This window comes from Desulfitobacterium elongatum (assembly GCF_055378975.1).
The window spans coordinates 4492336-4516265 of sequence record NZ_AP038772.1; the positions used below are offsets into that span (position 1 = coordinate 4492336).

Sequence of the window (23930 nt, forward strand, 5' to 3'; positions counted from 1 at the left end):
CCATTGCCCACGCAAAATCGACCGTTCACACCAAGCTAGCCAAGGGACAAGTTAATTCGTGAATCAGATAACTTGGCATATCACACCGCTTAACCTGCTTCCCTGCTCTTTCATCTTCAGAAAGTTCACTTCTTTTAGACCATTTGATAGAATACAGTAAACTATTTCTATACTTGTTCTGTAACAGATGGAGATGAGGAGGAGTATGCATGCAGGAGAAAAACCTGGAGGCCTTGCTACAAGAGAATAGATTATTTAAACCAAGCCACGATTTCCAAGGAGAAGCGTTAATCCAAAGCACGAAAATTTATGAAATGGGAAAAGACCGTCTCACCTTCTGGGAAACTCAGGCGAAACAGTTAACCTGGTTTGAGCCCTGGAAAAAAACACTCGAGTGGAATCCTCCCTTTGCCAAATGGTTCCTCGAAGGAAAATTAAATGCCTCAACCAACTGTCTGGACCGTCATCTCACAGACTGGCACCGGAATAAAGCAGCAATTATCTTCGAAGGGGAAAATGGGGATAGTCAAGTCCTGACCTATCAAGACCTGCACCGTGAGGTATGCAAATTAGCGAATGTGCTGAAGGACCAAGGAGTACAAAAGGGAGACCGAGTTACCATTTATCTTCCCATGATTCCAGAAGCCGTTATCTCCATGTTAGCCTGTGCACGCATCGGTGCCCCGCACAGTGTCGTCTTCGGAGGCTTCAGTTCGGAAGCCCTTCGGGACCGGGTCATTGATGCCCAATCCAAAATCGTTATTACTGCAGATGGCGGGTTCAGGCGTGGAGGTATCGTCCCTTTAAAAGAAAATACCGACCTCGCCTTAGACGAAGTCGATTGTGTCGAACATGTCATCGTCGTTGAACGGACGAAACAAGACATAACTATGAAGGAAGGCCGAGATCTCTGGTACCATGAGGAAATGAAAAAGGCATCCCTAGACTGCCCCGCGGAGCCCATGGATGCTGAAGATATGCTTTTCGTCCTCTATACAAGTGGTACGACCGGAAAACCCAAAGGGGTAGTTCATACAACAGGTGGATACATGGTAGGCGTCTCCACCACTCATCGGTGGATTTTTGACCTTAAGGAAGAGGATGTCTATTGGTGCACTGCGGATGTCGGCTGGATTACTGGACATTCTTACATTGTCTATGGCCCTCTCGCCAATGGTGCGACCGTCCTGCTCTATGAAGGAAGCCCTGATTATCCGACTCGAGATCGTTACTGGGAGATCGTTGAAAAATACCGCGTGAGTATTCTCTACACCGCTCCTACCGCGATTCGGACCTTTATGAAGTGGGGACCACAGTATCCTCTAAGTCGTAATCTCTCTAGCCTCCGTCTTCTGGGTACTGTAGGTGAGCCCATTAATCCAGAAGCTTGGATGTGGTACCACAAATATATCGGGGGGGAACGATGTCCGATCGTCGATACCTGGTGGCAGACTGAAACGGGAATGATTATGATATCTCCTCTCCCAGGACTCACTGCGACGAAACCAGGCTCTTGTACAATTCCTTTCCCTGGTGTCAAGATTGAAGTCGTGGATGGCAATGGGAATTCTGTCCCTAAAGGAAGTGGCGGCTACCTCGCAATTACTGAACCCTGGCCCGCCATGCTTCGGAATATTTATGGAGACCCCAAACGCTTCGAGAATACCTACTTTGGAAACTGGCCAGGGATTTATTTTGCAGGAGACGGTGCCAAGTGGGATAAAGACGGATACTTCTGGATTCTCGGTCGAGTCGATGATGTTATTAACGTCTCTGGGCATCGGATCGGTACGATGGAAGTTGAGAGTGCCCTAGTGGACCACCCCTTCGTCGCAGAAGCAGCCTGTATCGGCAAGCATCACGAAGTCAAAGGGCAAGCCCTCGCCGCTTTTGTCACGCTAAAAGAAGGTAGGGAGACCTACCCCGAACTCATTGATGAACTCAAAAGACATGTGGCTAAGAAGATTGGGGCTTTAGCCCGCCCAGATGACATCTTCTTCACCGCAGAGCTTCCTAAGACCCGAAGCGGAAAAATCATCCGCCGTCTGTTAAGGGATATCGCCGAAGGGCGTGCTATAGGGGATACCACGACGTTAGCAGATGCTTCGGTCGTCAATATGCTTAAAGCGAACTACCAGGATTAGCATTGAGTCAGCGAGCTAGTTAGAGATGTGTTCCTATAATTAACTGAGGCCAGGATTCCCTGGCCTCATAATTCACTATTCCCTTTTTAGCCTCGTTAACATCAGTGCGATTGTCCCATCAGATAGTAAGAGAGTGTAAAAATTAGAGCGGATTGATTGTGAAGGATAACCTAATCTGTAAGGATGAAAGGAGAGCTTTACATGAATAGAACGTTGCGAGGGTGGACTGTTACCCTAGCAGGTACTGGAATCAATCTTGCACTAGGAGTTCTCTATACTTGGAGTGTATTTGCTGCTGCGTTGACCGAGCAGCTTCACTGGTCCAAAACGGCTGCTTCTTTGCCCTATACAGTTGCTTGTGCTGTATTTGCCCTAATGATGGTCCCTGGTGGTCGCCTTCAAGACCGCTATGGACCACGCTGGGTTGCAACAGTGGGTGGCCTGTTCGCTGGAGGGGGGCTCATCCTAAGTAGCTTTACCCACTCCCTCTTATTACTGACCCTAACCTTTGGCCTAGTCGCAGGCATTGGTATTGGCCTTGGATATTCGGCTGCCACCCCAGCAGCCATAAAGTGGTTCCCACCTCAAAAGAAGGGACTCATCTCCGGCATGGTCGTGGCTGGATTTGGGCTCGCCTCTCTTTACATTGCTCCCACCACAAATCAGTTAATCAAAAATTTTAGCATAGAGGGTGCCTTCCGTATCGAGGGCCTATTTTTCCTCCTTGTCATCGTTGGACTCTCCCAAGTTCTCACTGTTCCTACTACGCCTTCATCTTCTTCAGTACCTTCTGCACCTTCAAGCCTTCGTGAAGGTGCCCACCCTCAAAGTGAACGTCGCCCTATATCTACCTCTTCTCCTATCGCATCCTCTTCGATATCCTCTACCTCCCTACCCCTTCACGAAGTTAAGATTGAGTTTACTTGGCAAGAGATGCTCAAAGATTCTCGCTTCTACCTGCTTTGGATTATGTTTGGTTCCGGGGCAACAGCCGGTCTTATGATTATTGGGCAACTATCCACAATCACCAAGGTGCAGACTGGGGTTTCTTGGGGATATGCCATGGTAGCCTTACTCGCAATTTTTAATGCAGGTGGCAGAATCTTAGCGGGTTGGCTTTCAGATCGAATCGGAAGAAGCTGGACGATGCGAATTTTCTTCACCTTACAAGCTCTGAATATGATTGCCTTTAACTTCTATGACACCCCGGCCCTCATTGCCTGCGGTGCCTCACTCGCTGGACTCAGCTATGGTTCACTCCTTTCCCTTTTCCCCTCAGCGACCTATGACTTCTTTGGCACAAAAAACGGTGGAGTTAATTACGGTCTCGTCTTCACGGCTTGGGGAGTAGGAGGAGTACTCGGACCACTGATGGCAGGTGCGGTCGTGGACCTCACCAAAAACTACTTCATCGCCTACCTCATTGCTGCTTCACTTTGCCTAGTTGCTACTCTCCTCACCTTCCTCTTGAAAGCGAAACCCATTGAAACAGCATCTGGTGAGCGAATACTCGTCCAAGAAGCATGTGAATAATTTTTGGTAGTCTAAGGAGTCACTCCACTATATTTTGGGTGACTCCTTTTTCAATAACTTTCAGACGAAGAATTGACTTATTGTCATTCGCAGAAACCCTAGGATAAGCTCACTCCAAATCTAAAGGGCAGGTAGATAACATTGCCTCGTTTCTCATACATAAAATGTGTTGAATTCTTTGATAAAATTGAATCTATGGCTCCTGTAGGTTCTTTAGTTACTGTGGTTGAAAGAGGTGATATGTGTGCTGTTGTTTCTGGAAATTCCTTCAGAAGCATTGCAACTTTCGTAAGCTCTACCGTTATATCCACCCGTAATTGGTGCCCGATAAAATAACGTTCTAAGCTAGCCCGACTCATGTGCGCTAACCTTTGTGAAACGTTTTTTTCTGTCAACTCTAGCAATTCCCCACTGAATTCCTGATAGGCTGGATATAATCGCAAAAATTCAGAGAGAACTTCCTTTGTTTTCTGCCTTAAGCTTGTATAGGGCATCATCGATTTTCACCTCTCTTTTATAGAGTCATAACTCCAAGTGTATACCTCTAGTTCTATTATCAAATTTTCCCAGTTTCTTTTCGTCAATCCAAAGGATACCTTTTAGGTTACCCATTGGGTGCATATCGTAATATCTCTATGGATAACTATGTCCCTCTTTAGAAGTATATGAATAATACTTTTGTCTACTTGAAGTTTATAAATTAAAAAACGCCCATAGTGGAGCGAACAAAAAAGAAGAGCATCTAATGCCCAGAATGAACGCGCATTTAATGCTCTTTTACTCATAATCTTAGGAGTTAGTTATTCATCATGTTCCATAGCTGCTTTAAGCTCTTGTACTACTGTAGTCAAATGATCCAGTTTTTTCTCGAATTTAACCAAGAGATAAGTCGAGACGGCTATTGGGAAGCCAAAGTTACCCAGCAATGTAAACCAAAGACCGTTTTCATCACCTGGCATAGAAACTCCCTCCCATCTATTTATAAAAAGACGGACTCCATTACTCTTATCACCTCCCCACCCATCATTTTTCCGTTGAGTAACCGCCCCTAGATAAGATCAACTAGACTTCAGACAAGAATTAAAAGCTCCACTAGAAGTTAGTTTTCTTTACCTTGGAAGAAGCCGCTGCCCTTATGGAGACAAAAAAACTGCCTTATAAGGGCAGAAAGGGAATTTTTACGTAACTGTAGCCAGGCTATCATAGTGCATCTACGCACCTTAGACCCTAACGGCTTTGCGTCCCCAACTTTCGGTGAGTTTGCCCTTTTTACACCATATACAATTAAAATCTCTAGTAGGTTTAAAAAACTAAGGTTTGAATTTAGGCGTATACAATAATGTCCATGAGAGGCTGGAACTCGAAACCCACTGCAGCTAAAGTGAACGCGATAACTAGTCCCACGATGATAAACTTCTTCATTGATATCCCCCCTTTGATACCATAATAAACCAAATCCAGAACACCTTTGTGATGAGAATCCTGTCGCAATTGGCGGTCGTTTCCTCCATCTGCTTTTTTCTCCCCTATTCAGCAGAAATCTTGAGAAAAACTTCTTTCTGCTCTTATTTTTGTCAATTATTCTTAGTCCTAAATTAACGTACGAAGCCGATTTTAGCAGGGGATTACTAGGCAGATGGCAAATTAAACCATAAGTGTATTGATTGTCACTTGAGGGGGCGGGAACATGGATCAACGTTTTGACCAACTTCTCCAGAGTCAAGAGCTTAGCTTGTCCGAACTTGCTCGATGCTCTCAGATTACGCCAGGATATTTATCCAAAATTTTTAATGGCAAAATCTCTAACGTGAGTCTAGGTATTTTAGCTAGAATTTCTAAACAACTTGGTCTTCCCGTGGAGGATCTCGTTAGAATGATAAAAGAGGAAAACTTTTTACCCAAGGCTTTAAATCCTATAACAAGTACCGGAACACAGCCTCAATCCTTTGAAGAAGCTGTTCAGAGTGCGCTTGATGCTCTCGAATCCGATGACAATGAAGGGTTCTACTCTTGGTCTGAAAGAATTAGATATATACCTTCTCCCTTACAGAAAAACTATGAGAAATGGTTTGAGGGGCTTCAGTTAGCCTATGAAAACCTCTATGATTCTGCACTTGAAAAGTTTCTATCTGCCCAAGGATTTAAAGCTCGCTCCGCTCTAGAAAGGCGCTTCAAGGCAAAAATCATCTCTGGAATTGCGAGCCTTTACCTTGGCCAAGGGAATTATAAGAAGGCCCTTTCCATGTTTCGAAAAAGTCTCATGACTTGGGAGGAAGGGGTCCACTCAGGGACAGTCTACCTTAATATGGGGACCCTCAATCGAAGAAATGGTGCATACAACTCTGCTGAACTTTGTTATCGTTCAGCCCTTTTGACCCCAGTCCCCTATATCCAGCTTCTGGGCTATGCTGCGTTAGGACAACTCTATATGGATCAGAAAAGACTTCCTGAGGCACGCGCAGCACTATTGCAAGGTTATTGCTTGGCCAAGAATTTACCTGGAGATCGAGGGAAAGGAGAACTTTTCTGCAACCTGGGAAAGTACTATAAGGAAATCTGGCGCATAGAAAAGGCAACCGGACTCTTAAAACGTGGTCTCATCTATACCACAACACCCACTTCTAAGAGAACACGACAGTATTTATTAACTGAACTTATCGACGCTTACTTTACGTCTAAAGGGTCTGAGGCCGAGCCCTTAATAAAAGCTTTACTAGAGGAAAACTTCACAGAAGGCGATATTCTTCTAGCAGGGATATCACTCATTACCATTGCCAAGGAAAAAATCAAAACTAACCAAGTATCAGAAGCGATAACGCTTTTACATCAATGTTATCGTATGCTCTCTCAAGTATCTCCTTCGGAGGAACTAATCTCTTGCTGTCATTTATTAGTCAAGTGCTTTCAGCTTCAGAGAGAGCCCTTTCAGAGTGAGTTCTTCTTGAAAGAATGCAAAAGGCTAAGAAAGCTTTTGGGATGATGTCCAAGAAAAGATGAGCCCGCCTAATTTATGACTGTAATTCTCCCTGAACGATTAAGCGCAGATACGGTTTACTGCTGTAATCACACGTTACCAGTGTAATCATCTTTTTTTGTCCGTCGTTTTTAAGAACTTGTATATCTTCAGGTGGAACAATTATGCTATTGGTCACAAGATATGTATAACTATTCCCTTGAATCTCTACAACCAAACGATCCCCTTTATCCAACTCATTCAACCTATTAAACTGCAGGCCGTACGTCCTACTGCGATGACCAGCAATACCATAATTACCTATTTCTCCAGGTTTTCCAGTATTCGCGATAGAAGCAACGGCCAAATTTAAGTTTCGTTCAGAAACCCCGGTTAAAATTGGCACTTTTAAATTAATCTTATCGATAGCGAGAATGCCCTCCATCTCTTGGGTCAAGTCAGGCTGAGGGATAGCTGGGTTCTCTTTAATTTTATTTTCCTGTTCATTCTTCAATTCAGGTTGGGTTATTATACTATTGGTATCGCTTTTGTTATCGTTATTTTCATCATCCAGAGAGAGTTTTCTAAGTTCTTCCAGATTCTTTTGCCACTCTGCCACTATTTTCTGCTGCTGATATTCATAGTAGTAGTCCCTTAATGTAGGATATACAATTAGGACCAATCCAACGACTACAAACAGTATCGACACTATCTTTTTCTTCATAAGGGCCTCCTTCTACAGGAAAAAGGCCGGGTACGCCCGGCTATTCCTATAGCTTCTTAAACCCAAGGAGTAATCCTGAAAGCACCGCCATTGAACCGACTAAATAATAGGGTAATCGACTTGGTATACCCGTATTTGGCATCTGTGGATTCTCTGTTTCTATTGGATCAAGCACATCTTCTTCATCTGGCACAATCACTTCTTCTGGTTCTTCCGAAGGAGGGGAGTCATTATTTTCGTTACCTCCGTTACTTCCATCATTTCCGTTATCTCCATCATCCCCGTCGTCCCCGTCATCTCCCGACCCACCAGAAGCTACGATAGTGAATTGAAATGAAGTACCCAAGTTCTGATAGGAATTATCTACATCTGCTGGTAACTCCAAAGTGAAGTCAAGAGTCTTACTAGCCCTAGGTCCAATCGTCCCCAGAGATTGCTCAGTTAAACCTCCGAGACTCCCACTGTAAACTGCTACTCCTTTATCATCCAAAATATTTAATTTTAGGACATTGAAAAGACGAGGGTCCCCACTACTTAGCTTAGAAGTAATAGAACATTGGAAGTCTGAGCTACCCGTATTCTTTATCTTTAATGGCTGCTTAGATTCTGAAGGTGGTTGTCCGGGATACAAATTCGTTATATTGAAAAGATCTGTTTGATCAATCGTTATTCCCGAATCATTTGCCTTAAGTTCAACAGCATATGTTACACCTAAATAGGCATTGAAAACAAAATATAGGGTCAAAAGAAACAAGATTGAGCCAATCGTGATCTGCAAAAACTTTTTAGATCCTTGTGTAGTTTTCATTCTACTCACTCCCGTACTCTCCTGAGATTTTTTGCATCCTATTCCTTTCTATTATATTTTCAAAATACTCGGCTTAAATCCGCAAAAGGTATAATCTTCATGTACTATAAAGTCTATTGATTCTGGTACTAATAAATGCCATACGTTACTTCTTTTATGTGAACAAAAAAGCCAATCGCTCAAATACAACTGGCTGTTGTCAATATTCGTGCCGGGCAGCGAAATATGTTCCAGGCTTTCACCGACAATAACCCTGTTCCAATTATATAAAGCTCCTGCGATATTCGGATGGGGATACCCCAAACTTTTTCTTAAATACCGTAGCAAAATGACTCAGGCTCTTGAATCCAGAGGAATAACATACTTCTGTGATCGATAACTTCCGATACCTAAGCATTTCTTGTGCTCTTTCTAATTTTATGTCGAGTAGGAATACGAACGGAGTTTTCCCTGTTTGCACCTTGAACACCCGAATGAAGTGATAAGGGCTAAGGTTAGCTACCTTTGCCACCTCATCAAGAGTATAGTCTTCATTATACCTGTCTTGTAACATTTCTATGGACTTTTTCACACACCTATCAGTCAGGGAACACCTTTTCGAGAAGGAATTTTCTTCTACTTTGCCAGATTGACGAATTATACTTATTGCTATTTGCAAACTCAGGCACTTTAAAATCATTTCATAGCCCGCTTGCTTCGCCTGGCATTCACTCATAAATAGTTGAAGGAGACGCTCTATGCCTGCATTCAAATGCAGCGTGCTATTTCTAAGATTAATCTCCTCCTTGTTACCCATAGATTCACTAACCTGTTTCATAAAGGTACTTTCTATTGATAAGGCTAAAAAGCGTATTTGCGTCATGGGTTCCTTAGGTCCATGGGGTTGGTCTGAATTGATGGGAAGAATCTTCTTAGGTTCAAGTCGTATTTTCTTTTCTTCTACTCCCACATGCTCCATAAAAGAATACGGTATAAGGAACTCTAAATCAGAGTGAGAATGTGACCCTGGGTATAAGTCAAACTTCACCGAGGGCTTAGGGTCTAACATTAAGGTTGTATCACTCGCATAAACATCGAAAAAGTCGCTCATCTTTTCCACAGGAAAGGGATAGGGGCCATCCCCAAAGGTTCTCGCTAAGTCAACCATTATGATTCCCCCCCCTATGTTAGCTCCTTTTAAGATAAGTAAATGAATTTACTAGTTATTTTTTTATCTAGTAATTACTATTCAAAAGCTTAGAAGCAAATGACTTCCATGTCTTATTCTGTTTTTTAGGCATAAAAGCGCCAGGCTACATTCTTTGTAACCTGGCTTTCCATCATCTTGATTCAATTCTATCTCCTAGACATTGTGTTACAGTCCCTCTCGATATCATCTCATTCCTTAATGGTTACCTTTTTGAGGGCTTAGGCTCGGAGGGCAATGACCTTAGCATCTGGGGAATAGGCATGTTCTCCAGCCCATTGACCAGTTCATCTTTTACTGTAAAAGTAGGCTGACCATCCACGTAAGTTAGATCAAAGACGTACCAATATAATTCGTTATTTCCGGTTGAAGGTATATCAATGGTCTGAACAGGCTCACCTGACGCGCCTACGTAAACTTTGACCTTAGCTTGAGATTCATAAATCTCGGGATCTTCATCGTAATTATGAACATAGAACCTGTAGATTCCCTCCTCTGGGACTTTTATAGTCGTGGTCTCTGGGCCAACACCATCCGTATCGTCTACATCGAGTACAACATAAGTCTTCGTCTCATCACTATAATTATCATCACTATAGTAAACGTGGAATCTCTCTTCGCTGTTCACCATAGGACCAAATAAATGAGAGTCAAGATCTCCTACAACGTTATTCCACGTAAGGACGATTCTTACTTCTCCCTCTAACGCACGTTCGATAGCAACCACATCTACATCATCGTTATACCATTGAGAGGGTGCAACAGGCACATTATGAGTTATATAATCCCCTCCACCTACGACCATAGTGTAACTGCCATAGGGTAGTGTAACCGCATAGTACCCATCCTCATCTGTGTTGACCGTTAAGAAGGGATTTCCCTCTGTATTGGACCCTTCATAAATGCTTAAGGGCATATTAGGGACACCGTCCCCGGATAGGTCTGTAATTCTCCCCCCATATCCATATAGATTAAAGGATCCCCTCAGGATTGGAAAGACCTTATCTGATCCTTCGGCTGGCTCAACCACGACGTTAATCATCCCATACCAGTCTTCTGGGTTTAAGGCGGTGAAGGTAAATTGATGTTCGGCAGGGTTATAATGAAGGTTCTCAAGAGTGATTTCAGCTTCGCCACTCCAGGCCCTTACGGAAAAATCACTTTCACCAACTCCTATGAAAGGACGAGAAAGCGTAATGGAGTTTGCCGCAAGGGTGAGTTCAAGTGGAGCTGGAACGAACCAATCTAAGACTCTATCCGGAATGTTTACTTCCGCGCCCTCAGGTCCCACTTGATTATACATATGGAGTTCGACTTGTTTGATATCATTTGTGAGTTTAACACTCTTCTCCGTTCCAGACTCATTAGCATAATTCTCCACCCGGAAACTTCCTTCATTCCAAGCCGGATAGTCAGCCTGGTAGCGATTACTATAGGGCTCAGTTTCAGTAAAGGTTACATAATCTGCGTCACCGTTCATGTAAGCTATTTCTTCTCCTGCACCTCTATCCTTCTTCACTCTTAAACTAAATACTTTAAATTGTTTCAAGCCCTGCTCATTTTCTTGAGAAAACTCAACTCGGAAGGGACCTCCCCAGAAGTTATAATAATAGTTGGTTCTATCAACGGATTTGTCCTTTAGCCAAATCTTTGTTGCATCATACGTATTCAGAGTAAGAATAACCTTCTGGTCATACCCCAAGACTGTTCCCTCTACTGTGTAAACGCCAGGAATCTCAAGATCGATAGCGTCCAGATTACTCCAAGTTACAGCGACCTCTTTCGTTGATCCATCACTCATCGTAGCATTAACAGTTTGAGGGAAGGTGTATTGGGTTCCATCGATTGTGACCGTATGATTGATCGGATCAATAGCTCTAATAGTTATGCGAGGGGTGGAACTACCACCTGATCCTCCACCCGACCCACTACTTGGAGCATAATAGTTGATTCTACCCGATAGTATCACAGTTCTAGAAGCGTCTACATTATCTAGATAGACATACCCATTTTCACCAGGATCAACAAATATTGTCCCCATGACATTGACATTGCTTAAAATTGTTGCATTGCCTTTAAGATATATACTGGAATTTACTTCGGCATTTTTAAGTTTAATATTTCTCCCTTTGAGAATGAGATAATGGGGGAACATCGCTAGCTTACTCGCATCGTTTGAACCTAGAATGCTCCCATCCGTGGTGTACTCCTGACCTACAAAGATTTGATTCAATACGTCATTTGGTAAGAAGGCCTCTCCACCGAGAGTAACAGCGTAAGGCGGTAGGTTCAGATAGGCAAACCCCTTCGTCTGTTCCGATAGCTTTGCCGCTGTCAAAAGGACAGGGGAGAAGGTCAAAGAGGCTAAAGGAGATCCAACCAGTGCATCAACGAGGTGCTTATCTTCTCCATTGGCTAAGAAATACTTCTGATACTTGAGCTCACTTGCGAAATGCTTAAGTATTTCCAGGTTGGTTGCGTAGCGATCATCCCCTCCAATTCGTTTCACATTGGGGAGATCAGTTTCAACCTTCGGGCCAATCGCACTCAGTCCACCCAAAATGTAAGTTTGTGATATAGCTTTTAACTCTATGAAGTCTGTCAGGTAACTGCTTACAACTAAAGGAAGAGCATCTCCTTCAGAAAGCAGGATTGGCATTCCCTTAAATGCTGCAATGGCTGCAACTGAGAGTGCATCCGCATTGGTTAATCCTGTAGTTATTACAACCTGTTTAACGTCTCCCAACCGTTTGGCGATATTAACAGCCGTGGAGTAACGATCTGCTCCACCAAGAATTATAACCTCCATCCCTAACTCTTTTAAGCGGTCAATCACCTTTGCAGTAATCACTTGTGCACCACTGATAACGAATACTTTACTAACTTCTAGTCTTTTCAATTCATTTTCTGTCAATGGATTAAGCTGGTTTCCTTCCGTTAAAAGGATAGGGGCCTTTTTTGCGTAGGCTAAGGGCGCAGCCGTTAGTGCATCCACTAAATTCTCATCATTTCCTGAAGCAAGGATTGCGAATTCTGAGTGCTCCTTCCAACCCTCCTGACTAATCTTCACAGCAGTCTCATACCGGTCCTGTCCGTAAATTCGCTGAATGGTCTCAAGCAGCGGCACCGTAGTGTTCGTATCTGCAAATGCAGCCACAGGATAGAGTATGGTTGATAACAGGAAGCATAAAACGATAAGACTTGCAAGTACTTTACTCCTTGGTTTCTTCATCCGATTCCCTCCTAATATTTCTTCACCTCCGTAACAAAAACATTGGGGTCATTCTCACCCCCCATTCGCCTTATCTAGGCTAGTCTTATAATTGGCTCTAACAACTTAGATACCCCAAGGGAAAGCTTACTATAGCCTGCTTTTCCTAAGCTTTCGTTCTATTGCTTAGTTCTTTCATCTTATTGCGGTTTTAGTTTTTACTTACCCATTAATGAACGAAAGAACCGATCACCTGTGTGATCGATTCTTTCGTTCAACTTTATCTTACAATTGCTCACTGGATATCAAATATTCCCCCATGTCATAACTTTGGGATCTATACATTTATTGTTCTCTAATTGAAAAGCAGGTGTAGGTATATTCCCCTCATTCGTCAATTCTGGCGTCTTATTTATGTCAACGTCTTCTCCAGAGCATACAGAATTATCATTGAGTCTATTCTGATCCACTGAGATCTTAACCTTTTCCTTTAACGAATTTCCATACCCTATAGTCTCTCGTAAATCAAAAACATAATATCTATTCGCATCAATCACCCAGAACCTCAAATTCTCTTTGTAGTTGCAACTATACTTATAGATAATGGGTCTCCCCAGTTCATCACTTATCCTGACCAAATCCTCTATCGAGCGAACTTTACTCTGTTGCTCACTCGTAGCATCAAATTCTGATTCTAAAGCAACTAAGCGGGTTCCGTGCTTCTTAAAGATTTTCTTAAATTCTTTGAGAAAGGGATCTATCTCCACTTTTTGAGTTCCAAAGATTAGGCCTAAGAGAGCCACAAGCAATATCCCTATCCCTACCCCATATCCTGTAAGGAGATTCTTATTTAGGGGCCTTTGCACTGTCTTGACCTCTTCAAGGGCTTCAGGTTTGCTTTCACCTTGTTTCTTGGTTATCTTAAAATAGCTTATAGCGAGCGGAGCCTCAAGCGACGTGGTAGACTTTTTTTCTATTACCCCTTTATCCGTCTTGGCATTCAATTCAACATTCATATTGGTCGTTACTTTGGCCTGCTGCGAAGTGATTTTTGTTTCTGCTTTGATTTTCTCAGCGAAAGCATTGTAGTCGCTAACCCTCAGTGGAATCTTCTGTGTAATGGAGTACTTCTTGTCTTTAGCTTCAAAACTGGTCTTCGCTACAAGGGGAAACTGCTTCTTCCAAAGGGGTGTAAGCTTATCTCCCTCACCGGTATAGCCTTCAACCACTGCCACTATCTCATAGCTACCTTTAATCTCGGCCTCGCGTTCCCCATTAAACTCATACGTATAGGTGGCATCAACATAATCGACCAAGTTCGCTAAGTAGACTTGACCCTCTCCTAAACTTTTCGCGTCATACAATGAATTAGGCTTAAGGGAAACCTGGTAATTTACTTTGTCTTTACTCTCATAGCTATAAATGGCAACCTTCTTTTCATCAACACCAGGGTTCTTAAACTTAATAAAGGAGAGTGTTGAAAATACGCCTATTAGAATAATACAAATTAGTATAATAGCTAACCTCTGATCTTTTCTCAATTTAATCTTTTTCATCTACAACACTCCCAGAAAGCTAATAACCTTATAGTTCTATAAATGTAATTATATTCCTTCATAAGTTACTAATTTTTTAGCCTTTTAAAAAACGAATATTTCAAAAATCGCTATTGTTTTTAGGATGAAGCTTGGTTCATCTTTAAAAAGAATTATGCACTTCGCTACTAGAGACTGAGGTACTCATTTAAATATTTTTAAAATTTGGTTCTGAAGGGCAGACTCTTGGATAACTGCAAAAGATCCGTGCTACCACAAAGGCAGTCGGATCTCTTTCCTCAATTTTTGTCAAATCCCGAGAAGGTACGACTTAATGTTCAATTTCTCTTTGAAACACCTATAAATTATTTTTGATCTCCGTAGGCTTTAGATTGTACTTCTAAAGCTACACCACCAGGTCCAGCATTAAATTGTTGGAATACAGCAGTCGGACTAAACGTATAAGTAGCATTTTCATCGATAGTATCGGATGCAGTGAAGTTGAATGAGATTGTTGCATAACCGCCTACTGGTAGTTCTACATCTTTCAGATGAGCAGGCTCCCAAGGATTTGCATATGTTGTATCGTTGTCAAATTCTAAAGGCTTATTATCTTTATCGAAGAATCTAGCGGTTGCTCCAATTTGATTAAAGTTATCTCCATTCGGGCCCCAGTTATCAGATCTAGTATCTGTAATAGCTTTCATTTCAATAGGAATAGTGCTATTATTTTTTATTTTTAAACTAACATCAACATGCGCACCTGGATAAAGATTACTGAAATTAACCTTTGCTACATCCCAATTGTTTTGATCTGCCGAAGCACCTGTATCGTTCCAATTACGCTCGTAATTAACTTCACCGCGAGTATAATCAGCTAGCTTGAGTTCAACAGCTTCGCCTCGATCTTCGAATGCGACATCTAATTGTCCTGTTTGCACTGTGTTAACGATATCAACTTTATCTGTCCATGCTGCATATCCAGCACCCATTGCCATTATAGCTACAGCCAAAGATAATACTAAAATTCTTGGTTTTTTCATTATTGTTCCTCCTCTAAAAATACTAATTTCAGATGAAAAAACTCTCAGCCGGCTTGAAAGTTTTAATCTGTACTATGGTTGATTATACCCCTATGTCGTTTTTTCAAAATCACTCTATAGGGTATTTCTTTACTCTATATCTTGTCATCTTGTGTGGTCAAAAGTAATATAGTGGCTACTACTTTGGTGGCATCAAATATTTGGAGGATATAATAAAAGAGCGGGGCTTCCCCGCTCACACTTGCTACTTAAAAAACTACCTTATCCATAGGCACATCTTTCTTACTCTTGATTAGCAATGTCAACCAACCAATCTTTGGTATAACCTTGACTACTTGGCCCTTGATCTGTTCAGGTTTTACCAGTTCTATATCCTCAGTTGAATTATTGTCCCCTTTTGTTCGATATCTCACTATGTTATCCTGTTCAATTATATCAATGATTCTATGGGAAATGAGTATATTTTCTCTTTTGAATTGAATGATATCCCCAATTTTATGATCTACCTTATTTTGTGTATTCATCTTAGTCTTCTCGATCAAGATGACATCACCGGGCCTAATCATCGGTTCCATACTCCCCGTTGCTATCACTGAAGGATATATTGGAAATACTCCTACAGAAAACCATATTAAAGATATAGAGAGTAGACTGATAATAACCCAGCTAAGTGGGCTATCTTCCTCTCTATCCTTGTTTTTTAATAACTTAGCCTCTTTAACGTACATACTTTGAAAGAATGTTAGAGAAAAAATTGGAACTAATATTCCTACTAACGCCATTGTAATCCATCTTAGATTAGGTAATAATGGGGAGCACCAATGAAACCCGTCTATTATCCCAAAGTAAATGATTGCTGGCAGAGGCCCTCCAAGATAGGAAAGGTAAGTTGCCAAAAGATTCTTTGCAAATTCTGGTGCGAACGAATTTGCTGCAAATATTACGACTCCCTCAAAAGCATTAAGTTTTAAAAATTGACTCCATGTAATAGATAAAATGGCTACAAAGAAGGAAATTAGGGAAAATATAAGATAGTTCTCCTCTTTCGTTACGGTGTTAATTATATAACTTCTCGCGAATTCCCTGCCAACAATCGAGGTACCAATTAATAATGCATTGGAAAGTAATCCAGTGAATGAATGGCTGAAAGGGCTTTTACCCAGTCCATCAATAAATATTCCCGCTAACACCGACGCGACTATATAAATAACAGCAAAAACTAATGCCCATCCACTCAAAAAACCATGCATCCTTAGTTTTCCTTTTGGCCTCACCGCGGGGAAGTTCAAAACAATGAGAGTTATACCTATCCATTCAGCCGGTTTAATTACATAATTAAACAGCTGACTTCCGAATCTTGATTGAATATAGGGGTTGTCCAGAACATAAATAGTAATTACCAAAGCCACCAACATGTAGCATCTAAGTTTGGACGTTTTTGGTGGTAGATTCCACTCTTTAAGCATCCCATCTGCCCCACTTTATTTTGAAATTCTAACTATTTTCAATAGAAGCGTTTTGAATGAACTTACCCCAAGTCGACTCTAGTATAGAATTAAATATGTGTTCCCCAAAATTGTTTAAAAAAGCAATTATACAAAGAAATAGATAAAAGGAATTAGCCCTACTAGGAGGGCATACCTGATTTTCGATAAGCTTGTTGGTTTTATCACTTTTGATCTCCTACATTATTCTGTGGCGGCCTACTATCTTCTTTAGATTCCGTAAGATTACTATTATCCTTATTCATATTCGATTCATTATCTTGATTTAGGGAGATTGTACTTCAGTTATTTCCTCAATTCCCTTCGCCGGCTCGGTAAGCACAATCGATTCCGGTTGTTTTAGTTGCTCTAGTTGCTCTAGTTCCCTAGGCTCTATCTTATCGTTATTTTTGACTTGCTCGTTCAGTTGATCTGGTTCCTGAGCATTCTTGTCTATTATTGCTGTAGCATCGGAAGGCTGCTTTTTATTTTGGGTATCCGTCGAGTTAGCATTTCCTTCTACACTGTTAGCATTCGGAACGATGTTGTTAACTGCGGGTATAGTCTTTTTTGAATCCGGAATTACCGTAACATCACCTTTTATTGTTAGTTCCTTCTGCCAAAACCCGTACCCTCCTGAGAGAAATACGCTAGCCGTGACTAAACTGATCATAACTATCATTACTTTAATCTTCATTCTCATCCCCCCTATATGAGGACTTATCTCCGGTCCATTGTTCAAAGGGCAAATTGATCTCAAATGTGTATTTCTCCTCCTCAGAGTTATCTTGCTCTTTTTTCTCCGATAGACCATTCGAATTCGGTTGATTGGGAGCTTGAATTTGAATTTTGGGATTACCGTTACTATTATCAGAATAGATTTTATCCTGTGGGGCGAGGATCCCAGACTGCTGATCAACCTGAACTTTTAGGCCATCCTGCATTCTAAGCCCCTCAAGCTGACTCTTTTTATTTTCATTCCCCAAACTTACGTTTTTCATATATTTAATGGGTAGTGTTCCATCGTTTACTAAACTATAATGAATGAACGCATTGTAACCTTCTTCTAGCGTTCCTGTTATAAACATAGTTTGGCGGTTTTCGTCAAAGGAGACTTCTAGCTTACTTATTGCGCTGAGGTCATCATTGGGATTTTTGTCCTCCTTGTCATCCCAGCTCTGCCAGTTCCCTTTTTCACTCCCATCTCGCACGATGTTAATTTTGTAATTTTCACCGTGGAAAGCAGGGTTAATACGACCTGTTGTCATTGTCGTCGTAATCTGCAACTGATCCGCCCAGTACGCATAGCTCACTCCAATGGAATTTAATACAATAATAGATGAAATAATGATGAGATGCTTTCCGCTTAGAAGTTTCTTTCTATTTTTAATCATTTATATTTACCCCTTTCGCATGGGACAAACCTCAACCTAAAGTCTCTTTACTTGTATATTTATGAACCTAGCAAACTAGAACGACCTTATTAATTTCTTGAAATTATTAGGCAGTTACCCTTTTTTCCCGTGCATACAACGCCGCCTGTGTCCGATCAGCCAGCTCTAACTTTGCAAGCACTTGACTCACATGCTTTTTCACCGTGTATTCCGTGATATATAGCTTTTTAGCAATATCCTTATTATTTAACCCTTCTCCTAAAGCTCTAAGAACTTCTAATTCGCGAGGCGTCAACTGTTCCACGTGTTCATCTCTTTCATCCTTACTCATCATGCAGTCAATCATACCGGGGTCATAGTATTTTCTCCCCCGATAAACCAAACGAATCGCGGAAACGAGTTCTTCTGGAAAAGCTTCTTTCAGTACGTAACCATCGACACCAAGCTCTCGAGCTCTTCTGAAATCCTCTTTATCGACAGAAGAAGTTAGGATGATGTATTTACAGGCAGGGGTCTTTTCCTTACAGGTCTTGATGATTTCTAGTCCGGAGGTCTCCGCTAATCTGAGGTCTACTAGGGCCACGTCTGGATTTACCTGTGTGACAAGACTGATAGCTTCGTCTCCAGTTGAAGCCTCTCCAATTAAGTTCATATCTCCTTCGACTGTAATCACGGCGGTTAATCCTTGCCTAACGAGTGGATGATCATCAACAATTACTATATTCATGCTGCACCTCCTTCTTGCTTCAATACTTGTTCTGTCCTATAACCTAAGGGGAATTTGAGTTGAAGTGTTGTTCCAACTCCCTCACGGCTTACCAATTCAAATAAACCATTAAACGTTTGGGTGAGTATTTGCATATTATTAAGACCTAGCCCTCTGCCTTCTTTATTCTGGAGTGTCATAGCGGTGTCAAAACCCTTCCCGTTGTCCGTAACCATAAGCTCTAAGGTCGCTGCATGAATCCAGACTTTCACCTCAAGCTCTCTGCACTTTCCATGTCTTACTGCATTACCGGTTGCCTCTCGGACGACCCGATAGAGTGCTTGCTTCAGCGAAGAGGGGATTCGTTCTTCGTCTCCATCAAAGTCGAAGCTAACCTCAACGTTATTCAGACTCGCGAAATCTCTTAAATAAGTTTCTATATTATCTTTAAACACCTTTTCCCCGCGTTTACTCGTACTCAACTGGTAGATCGATGATCTCAGCTCTTTGCTGGTGTCCTTTGTAGACTGCTCAATCAGTGCTAGCTGCTGACTTATCGTTTCTGCATCTAATCGATGCCAGTTTGCATTTAACGCATGAATACCACAGAGAATGCTGAATAACCGTTGAGAAACACTATCGTGGATTTCATTACCGATTCGATTTTGCTCTTCAAGTATAATGAGCTTGGAAGATAGACTTTCGAGGTGATGTCTTTCAAGAATGACCGCTACTAAATCACCTAGGAAACCGAGAAGCTCAGTACTTCTTTCACACATACTCTCTTTTCGCTCTACTTCTTGCTGCCCTGCTGACAACTCCATGCCAACATATCCATAGAGACGAGAAGAGGATTCAATAGGAGCAACAAGATATCGAACACCTTCAAGTTCAAAGGAACTTTGACCTTCACTCTTTTTTTCTACTGACGCATGACTGTCTAAGAAGTCCATTAGTTTGTTACTTCGAGTAGAGGATAGCCTATGAGTAATAATGCTGCTTGGATCATCCTTATGGGAAGTAAGCCATACAAAGGAAGCGTTGCACTCCATTATCTGCGAAGTAAAATTGACCATTTGGTCTAGAATGATATGGGTATCTTCTCTTGATGAGAAAGTCTCAATGATGTGGTACAGGGACATTACATATCCCATCGAACGATTGACGCGTGAATTAGCTTCATGAAGTTCGGCATTCATACTTACAAGCTCCCGCTTTTGTCGCTGTAGTTCTTCTGCTTGCCTATCGAGTTGTTTGACTAAACGTACCAGTAATCTCATTGCTACAGTGACAAGGACGTATACAAATATGATATAGGATTTGGCTTGGATAACTTCAGTGACAGTTAGTCCTTGGGTATTGAAGAGTTTTAAGCTAATCACTAACGAGGAGAGTAAATAAAAGGATAAATTAGCCCAACAGTATATTCCAGCTAGATAATTTGTCGCAATGAGAACAGGATTTAGTGCATACCAAATGAAGGGGCTTTCAAGTCCTCCTGTAGGGACTAAGAGTAAAGTTAATCCTAAGGTCTCAATAATGGCGGTCAGACGAATTGTCTTCAGGCTATTACTCTTTAGGTAGTAGTCCATAATGATACTGCTAAAAACAAATAAGGCAATTACAACAACTAATTTATACTTATAGCTATTATAGGGTGGCCCAGTGAGGTAGTAGATAGATGTAATAAACCAGGAGATATAACGGTAAGATACAATAACAGTTTGCTTAGCATCTAAATCCTTAGATGGTTTAAGATAGAGTAAGGCCAGCCTTATCCATTGACGTGGGCTCGTTGACATGAACACACTTCCCTGCATATAAAAAGACACACCTAATTAAAGGTGTGCCGGTTTCACCATTCGCTACCGCAACTTCTGGTGACCAAGGTATAAATAGGTTGCGGGTCATTGCTTCACACAGAATATTATTATGGATTTACCCCCAGAAAAATTACCTTTTTTTCGTATATCTTATAATCAACTATTCCCTTCACGTCAGAAGAATCCTTTAGTATAATTCCACTTTTTTCCTTCTCGATTTTACTGATTTCAGTAAAATATCATTCACAATAGACATAAACATTGAAATATATATTTGTTATTGCGATAATCTTTCAAGAAAATTGCTTAATATACTTTAAAATTACCGCTTCTTCATAATGTGTTTGTGTATGATGCACTCATTCAAATTTCCCTCCTGAATCTCCCTCCACTAATATCTATTTTCTGCAAGTTTATGTAAGTTATTTCCTTCTTTACTTCGTGACGTAAAAAAGCCAGGCTGCTCTAATGAGCAACCTGGCTTCAATGCTTTTTCAGCATCTACTACGAACGTGTAACGAATGTATTGAATTATACGAGTTCGATGAGCACCAATTCTGCAGCGTCTCCGCGGCGGAAGCCAACCTTCATGATTCGGGTATAGCCGCCTTGGCGATCAGCGTACTTAGGAGCGATCGTTTCAAACAATTTCGTAACCACATCTTCTTCCATGAGATATCCCATGGCCTGACGACGTGCTGCGAGATCGCCTTGCTTGCCAAGAGTAATCATCTTTTCAGCAATGGCGTTAAGTTCTTTCGCACGCGCTTCAGTGGTTTCAATGCGCTCGTGTTTTAACAGGGAGGTCGCGAGGTTACGTAGCATTGCACCACGATGACCCATGTTTCTTCCCAACTTACGATAAGCCAATGTTGTTCCCCTCCTTTTGCACCGAATTAGTCATCGGCTTTGCGGAACCCCAAGCCGAGCTCTTTCAACTTAAACTCCACTTCTTCCAAGGACTTGCGACCAAGGTTACGCACCTTAATCATGTCCTCTTCCGTCTTCTGGGTAAGTTCTTCTACAGAGTTGATTCCGGCCCGTTTCAGGCAATTGTAGGAGCGGACCGAAAGGTCAAGCTCTTCAATCGTCATCTCCAGGATTTTATCCTTAGCTTCTTCTTCCTTCTCCACCATAATCTCAACATTATTGAGTTTATCAGTGAGTCCCATGAAGAGGCGCAGATGCTCACTCAGGATTTTCGCAGCCAAACTGGTCGCTTCCTCGGGTGAAATACTTCCATTGGACCAGACCTCAAGCGAAAGCTTGTCATAGTCTGTTACCATACCCACACGGGTATCTTCCACGGTGTAGTTCACCTTATAGATTGGTGCAAAAATGGAATCGATAGGGATGATTCCGATAGCTTGATCAGCCTTCTTGTTTTTGTCAGCCGAAACATAGCCACGTCCTCTTTCAGCCGTCATCTCCATGAAGAGACGACCATCTTTGTCCAGAGTCGCAATTTTCATATCCGGGTTTAAGATCTCGATATCTGGATCGGTGATGATATCCCCGGCTTTAACGACTCCTTCGCCCTCGACTTCTAGACGGAGAACCTTGAGTTCATCCGTATACCCTTTTAACGCGAGATTTTTGAGGTTCAGAATAATGTCTGTGACATCTTCTAGAACTCCCGGAACGGTAGAGAACTCATGGAGTACCCCTTCGATCTTTACTGCTGTAACTGCAGTCCCCGGAAGGGAGGATAACAGAATTCTCCTTAGGGAATTTCCCAAAGTAATTCCGTATCCTCTCTCGAGAGGTTCAACGACAAACTTTGCGTAGGTGTTATCTTCCGTTCGTTCAACACATTCAATTCTGGGCTTCTCGATTTCTAACATCGGAATGCACCTTCTTTCTCGGGAACTTGATCAACAAACCATCCTAAGTTCAAGCTTAACGGGAGTATTTTTCCACGATGAGATGTTCTTGGATGGGCAATTGAATATCTTCTCGAGTAGGTAGTGCGATGATTGTTCCGGTGGCAGCAGTCGCATCCAAGCTCATCCATTTCGGTGGAGTCCGATCCAAGGAGGAAAGGATATCCTTCATGCGTGGGGAGGTTTTGCTTGCTTCTTTAACAGCGATGACTTCCCCTACACGAACGAGGAAGGAAGGGATATCAACGCGGCGTCCGTTCACTGTGAAGTGACCGTGACGAACGAGTTGACGAGCTTCCGGACGAGACGTTGCAAATCCAAGTTGGAATACAACGTTGTCAAGACGGCGCTCCAAAAGACGAAGAAGGTTTTCCCCTGTCATCCCTTTTTGACGAGCAGCTTCGTCGAAGTAAGAACGGAATTGTTTTTCAGCTACGCCATAGATACGGCGAGCTTTTTGTTTTTCACGCAGCTGGATGCCATACTCAGTAGGCTTCTTGCCACGGCTTTGGCCGTGTTGACCAGGTGCATAAGCACGACGGTCAATTGCGCATTTTCCTGTATAACAACGATCTCCTTTAAGGAAGAGCTTCATGCCCTCCCTGCGGCACAAACGACAAACAGGGCCTGTATACCTTGCCATGATGACACCTCCTTATACTCTTCTACGTTTCGGAGGCCGACAACCATTGTGTGGAATCGGCGTCACGTCTTTAATCATATTAACTTCTAAACCTGCAGCTTGGAGAGCACGGATAGCAGCCTCACGGCCTGAACCCGGTCCTTTTACATAGCACTCAACTTCTTTGAGGCCATGCTCCATTGCAACTTTAGCAGCAGTTTCGGCAGCCATTTGAGCTGCGAACGGAGTGCTTTTACGTGATCCTTTAAAGCCAAGTGAACCAGCACTCGACCAGGATAAAGCATTTCCGGTGGTATCGGTAATCGTTACCATCGTATTATTAAACGTTGACTTGATATGGGCTATGCCACTATCAATGTTCTTACGTTCGCGGCGTTTTGTGCGAACTACTTTACGCGCCATTCGGTTATCCCCCCTTAATTACTTCTTACGTTTAGCTCCAACGGTTTTGATCGGGCCCTTACGGGTACGAGCATTCGTCTTGGTACGCTGTCCACGAACAGGAAGCCCACGACGATGACGTAATCCACGATAACAGCCGATTTCCATCAGGCGCTTAATATTAAGGGATACTTCCCGACGTAGGTCACCTTCAACTTTAATCTCTTTATCAATAACTTCCCGGAGGCTACTTACTTCCTCTTCGGACAAGTCACGAACACGAGTGTCAGGGTTTACGCCGGTCTTAGCGAGAATCTTATGTGCTGTCGGAAGACCAATCCCATAGATATAGGTGAGGCCAATCTCAACACGTTTCTCACGCGGCAAATCAACTCCAGCGATACGTGCCATCTAAACTTTACACCCCCATAATGCTGTTTACTCTTCTAAACAACCCAATCATGAAACAGCAAACTTTT

21 protein-coding genes and 1 riboswitch are annotated in these 23930 nt (G+C 42.2%); of the genes, 3 read left to right on the forward strand and 18 right to left on the reverse strand.

Features of this window, described 5'->3' with window-relative positions:
- The first annotated feature begins 209 nt into the window (after window positions 1–209).
- Both acs and ACZ42W_RS21120 read left to right on the forward strand, forming a co-directional pair.
- Window positions 210–2144 (forward strand): acetate--CoA ligase, encoded by a 1935-nt coding sequence (gene acs / locus ACZ42W_RS21115; RefSeq protein WP_464167227.1) that lies wholly within the window; start codon window positions 210–212, stop codon window positions 2142–2144.
- 201 nt (window positions 2145–2345) lie between these two features.
- The gene (locus ACZ42W_RS21120; RefSeq protein WP_464167228.1) at window positions 2346–3677 is read left to right on the forward strand and encodes an OFA family MFS transporter; all 1332 of its coding nucleotides are present in this window, start codon (window positions 2346–2348) and stop codon (window positions 3675–3677) included.
- 98 nt (window positions 3678–3775) lie between these two features.
- On the opposite strand, the gene ACZ42W_RS21125 is transcribed toward ACZ42W_RS21120, so the two are convergent.
- Together ACZ42W_RS21125 and ACZ42W_RS21130 are read right to left on the reverse strand one after the other, a co-directional pair.
- Window positions 3776–4174 carry a hypothetical protein gene (locus tag ACZ42W_RS21125; protein ID WP_464167229.1) on the reverse strand — a complete coding sequence of 133 codons (399 nt, stop codon included), beginning with the start codon at window positions 4172–4174 and terminating at the stop codon, window positions 3776–3778.
- Window positions 4175–4477: 303 nt separating this feature from the next.
- The gene (locus ACZ42W_RS21130) at window positions 4478–4636 is read right to left on the reverse strand and encodes a YvrJ family protein (protein ID WP_464167230.1); all 159 of its coding nucleotides are present in this window, start codon (window positions 4634–4636) and stop codon (window positions 4478–4480) included.
- A 225-nt stretch (window positions 4637–4861) separates the two neighbouring features.
- Window positions 4862–4952, reverse strand: a riboswitch (cyclic di-GMP riboswitch).
- A 412-nt stretch (window positions 4953–5364) separates the two neighbouring features.
- On the opposite strand from ACZ42W_RS21130, the gene ACZ42W_RS21135 reads away from it, so the two are divergent.
- Window positions 5365–6657 (forward strand): tetratricopeptide repeat protein, encoded by a 1293-nt coding sequence (locus ACZ42W_RS21135; RefSeq protein WP_464167231.1) that lies wholly within the window; start codon window positions 5365–5367, stop codon window positions 6655–6657.
- Window positions 6658–6685: 28 nt separating this feature from the next.
- Here ACZ42W_RS21135 and ACZ42W_RS21140 read toward each other — a convergent pair whose 3' ends face one another.
- The 16 genes from ACZ42W_RS21140 to rpsM all read right to left on the reverse strand — a co-directional run bounded on the left by ACZ42W_RS21140 (window position 6686) and on the right by rpsM (window position 23862).
- The gene (locus tag ACZ42W_RS21140) at window positions 6686–7354 is read right to left on the reverse strand and encodes a class D sortase (RefSeq protein WP_464167232.1); all 669 of its coding nucleotides are present in this window, start codon (window positions 7352–7354) and stop codon (window positions 6686–6688) included.
- Window positions 7355–7400: 46 nt separating this feature from the next.
- On the reverse strand, window positions 7401–8162 hold the full coding sequence (locus ACZ42W_RS21145; RefSeq protein WP_464167233.1) for a hypothetical protein: 762 nt from the start codon (window positions 8160–8162) through the stop codon (window positions 7401–7403).
- Between the two features lie 262 nt (window positions 8163–8424).
- Window positions 8425–9309 carry a helix-turn-helix domain-containing protein gene (locus ACZ42W_RS21150; protein WP_464167234.1) on the reverse strand — a complete coding sequence of 295 codons (885 nt, stop codon included), beginning with the start codon at window positions 9307–9309 and terminating at the stop codon, window positions 8425–8427.
- Window positions 9310–9553: 244 nt separating this feature from the next.
- Entirely contained in the window at window positions 9554–12580 is a 3027-nt protein-coding gene (locus ACZ42W_RS21155; RefSeq protein ID WP_464167235.1) for a cell wall-binding repeat-containing protein, read from the reverse strand.
- Between the two features lie 284 nt (window positions 12581–12864).
- Window positions 12865–14115 (reverse strand): DUF5305 family protein, encoded by a 1251-nt coding sequence (locus tag ACZ42W_RS21160; protein WP_464167236.1) that lies wholly within the window; start codon window positions 14113–14115, stop codon window positions 12865–12867.
- A gap of 344 nt (window positions 14116–14459) precedes the next feature.
- Window positions 14460–15137, reverse strand: a complete 678-nt coding sequence (locus tag ACZ42W_RS21165) for a hypothetical protein (RefSeq protein ID WP_464167237.1) — start codon at window positions 15135–15137, stop codon at window positions 14460–14462.
- Window positions 15138–15385: 248 nt separating this feature from the next.
- Entirely contained in the window at window positions 15386–16603 is a 1218-nt protein-coding gene (locus tag ACZ42W_RS21170) for a signal peptidase I (RefSeq protein ID WP_464167238.1), read from the reverse strand.
- Window positions 16604–16907: 304 nt separating this feature from the next.
- On the reverse strand, window positions 16908–17318 hold the full coding sequence (locus tag ACZ42W_RS21175) for a hypothetical protein (protein WP_464167239.1): 411 nt from the start codon (window positions 17316–17318) through the stop codon (window positions 16908–16910).
- Window positions 17308–18015 (reverse strand): hypothetical protein, encoded by a 708-nt coding sequence (locus ACZ42W_RS21180; protein WP_464167240.1) that lies wholly within the window; start codon window positions 18013–18015, stop codon window positions 17308–17310. The genes ACZ42W_RS21175 and ACZ42W_RS21180 overlap by 11 nt, the downstream gene beginning before the upstream one ends.
- A gap of 106 nt (window positions 18016–18121) precedes the next feature.
- Window positions 18122–18742, reverse strand: a complete 621-nt coding sequence (locus ACZ42W_RS21185) for a response regulator (RefSeq protein ID WP_464167241.1) — start codon at window positions 18740–18742, stop codon at window positions 18122–18124.
- Window positions 18739–20523, reverse strand: coding sequence for a sensor histidine kinase (locus tag ACZ42W_RS21190; RefSeq protein WP_464167242.1), 1785 nt, complete (start codon window positions 20521–20523; stop codon window positions 18739–18741). Before ACZ42W_RS21190 ends, ACZ42W_RS21185 begins: the two co-directional genes overlap by 4 nt.
- Window positions 20524–21075: 552 nt before the next feature.
- Window positions 21076–21414: a 50S ribosomal protein L17 gene (rplQ, locus tag ACZ42W_RS21195; protein WP_464167243.1), complete on the reverse strand. Its 339-nt coding sequence runs from the start codon at window positions 21412–21414 to the stop codon at window positions 21076–21078.
- A 26-nt stretch (window positions 21415–21440) separates the two neighbouring features.
- Window positions 21441–22388 carry a DNA-directed RNA polymerase subunit alpha gene (locus tag ACZ42W_RS21200; RefSeq protein WP_464167244.1) on the reverse strand — a complete coding sequence of 316 codons (948 nt, stop codon included), beginning with the start codon at window positions 22386–22388 and terminating at the stop codon, window positions 21441–21443.
- A 55-nt stretch (window positions 22389–22443) separates the two neighbouring features.
- Window positions 22444–23070, reverse strand: coding sequence for a 30S ribosomal protein S4 (rpsD, locus tag ACZ42W_RS21205; RefSeq protein WP_464167245.1), 627 nt, complete (start codon window positions 23068–23070; stop codon window positions 22444–22446).
- A 12-nt stretch (window positions 23071–23082) separates the two neighbouring features.
- Window positions 23083–23472, reverse strand: coding sequence for a 30S ribosomal protein S11 (gene rpsK, locus ACZ42W_RS21210; RefSeq protein ID WP_464167246.1), 390 nt, complete (start codon window positions 23470–23472; stop codon window positions 23083–23085).
- 18 nt (window positions 23473–23490) lie between these two features.
- Window positions 23491–23862, reverse strand: coding sequence for a 30S ribosomal protein S13 (gene rpsM / locus ACZ42W_RS21215; RefSeq protein ID WP_464167247.1), 372 nt, complete (start codon window positions 23860–23862; stop codon window positions 23491–23493).
- Window positions 23863–23930: the final 68 nt, after the last annotated feature.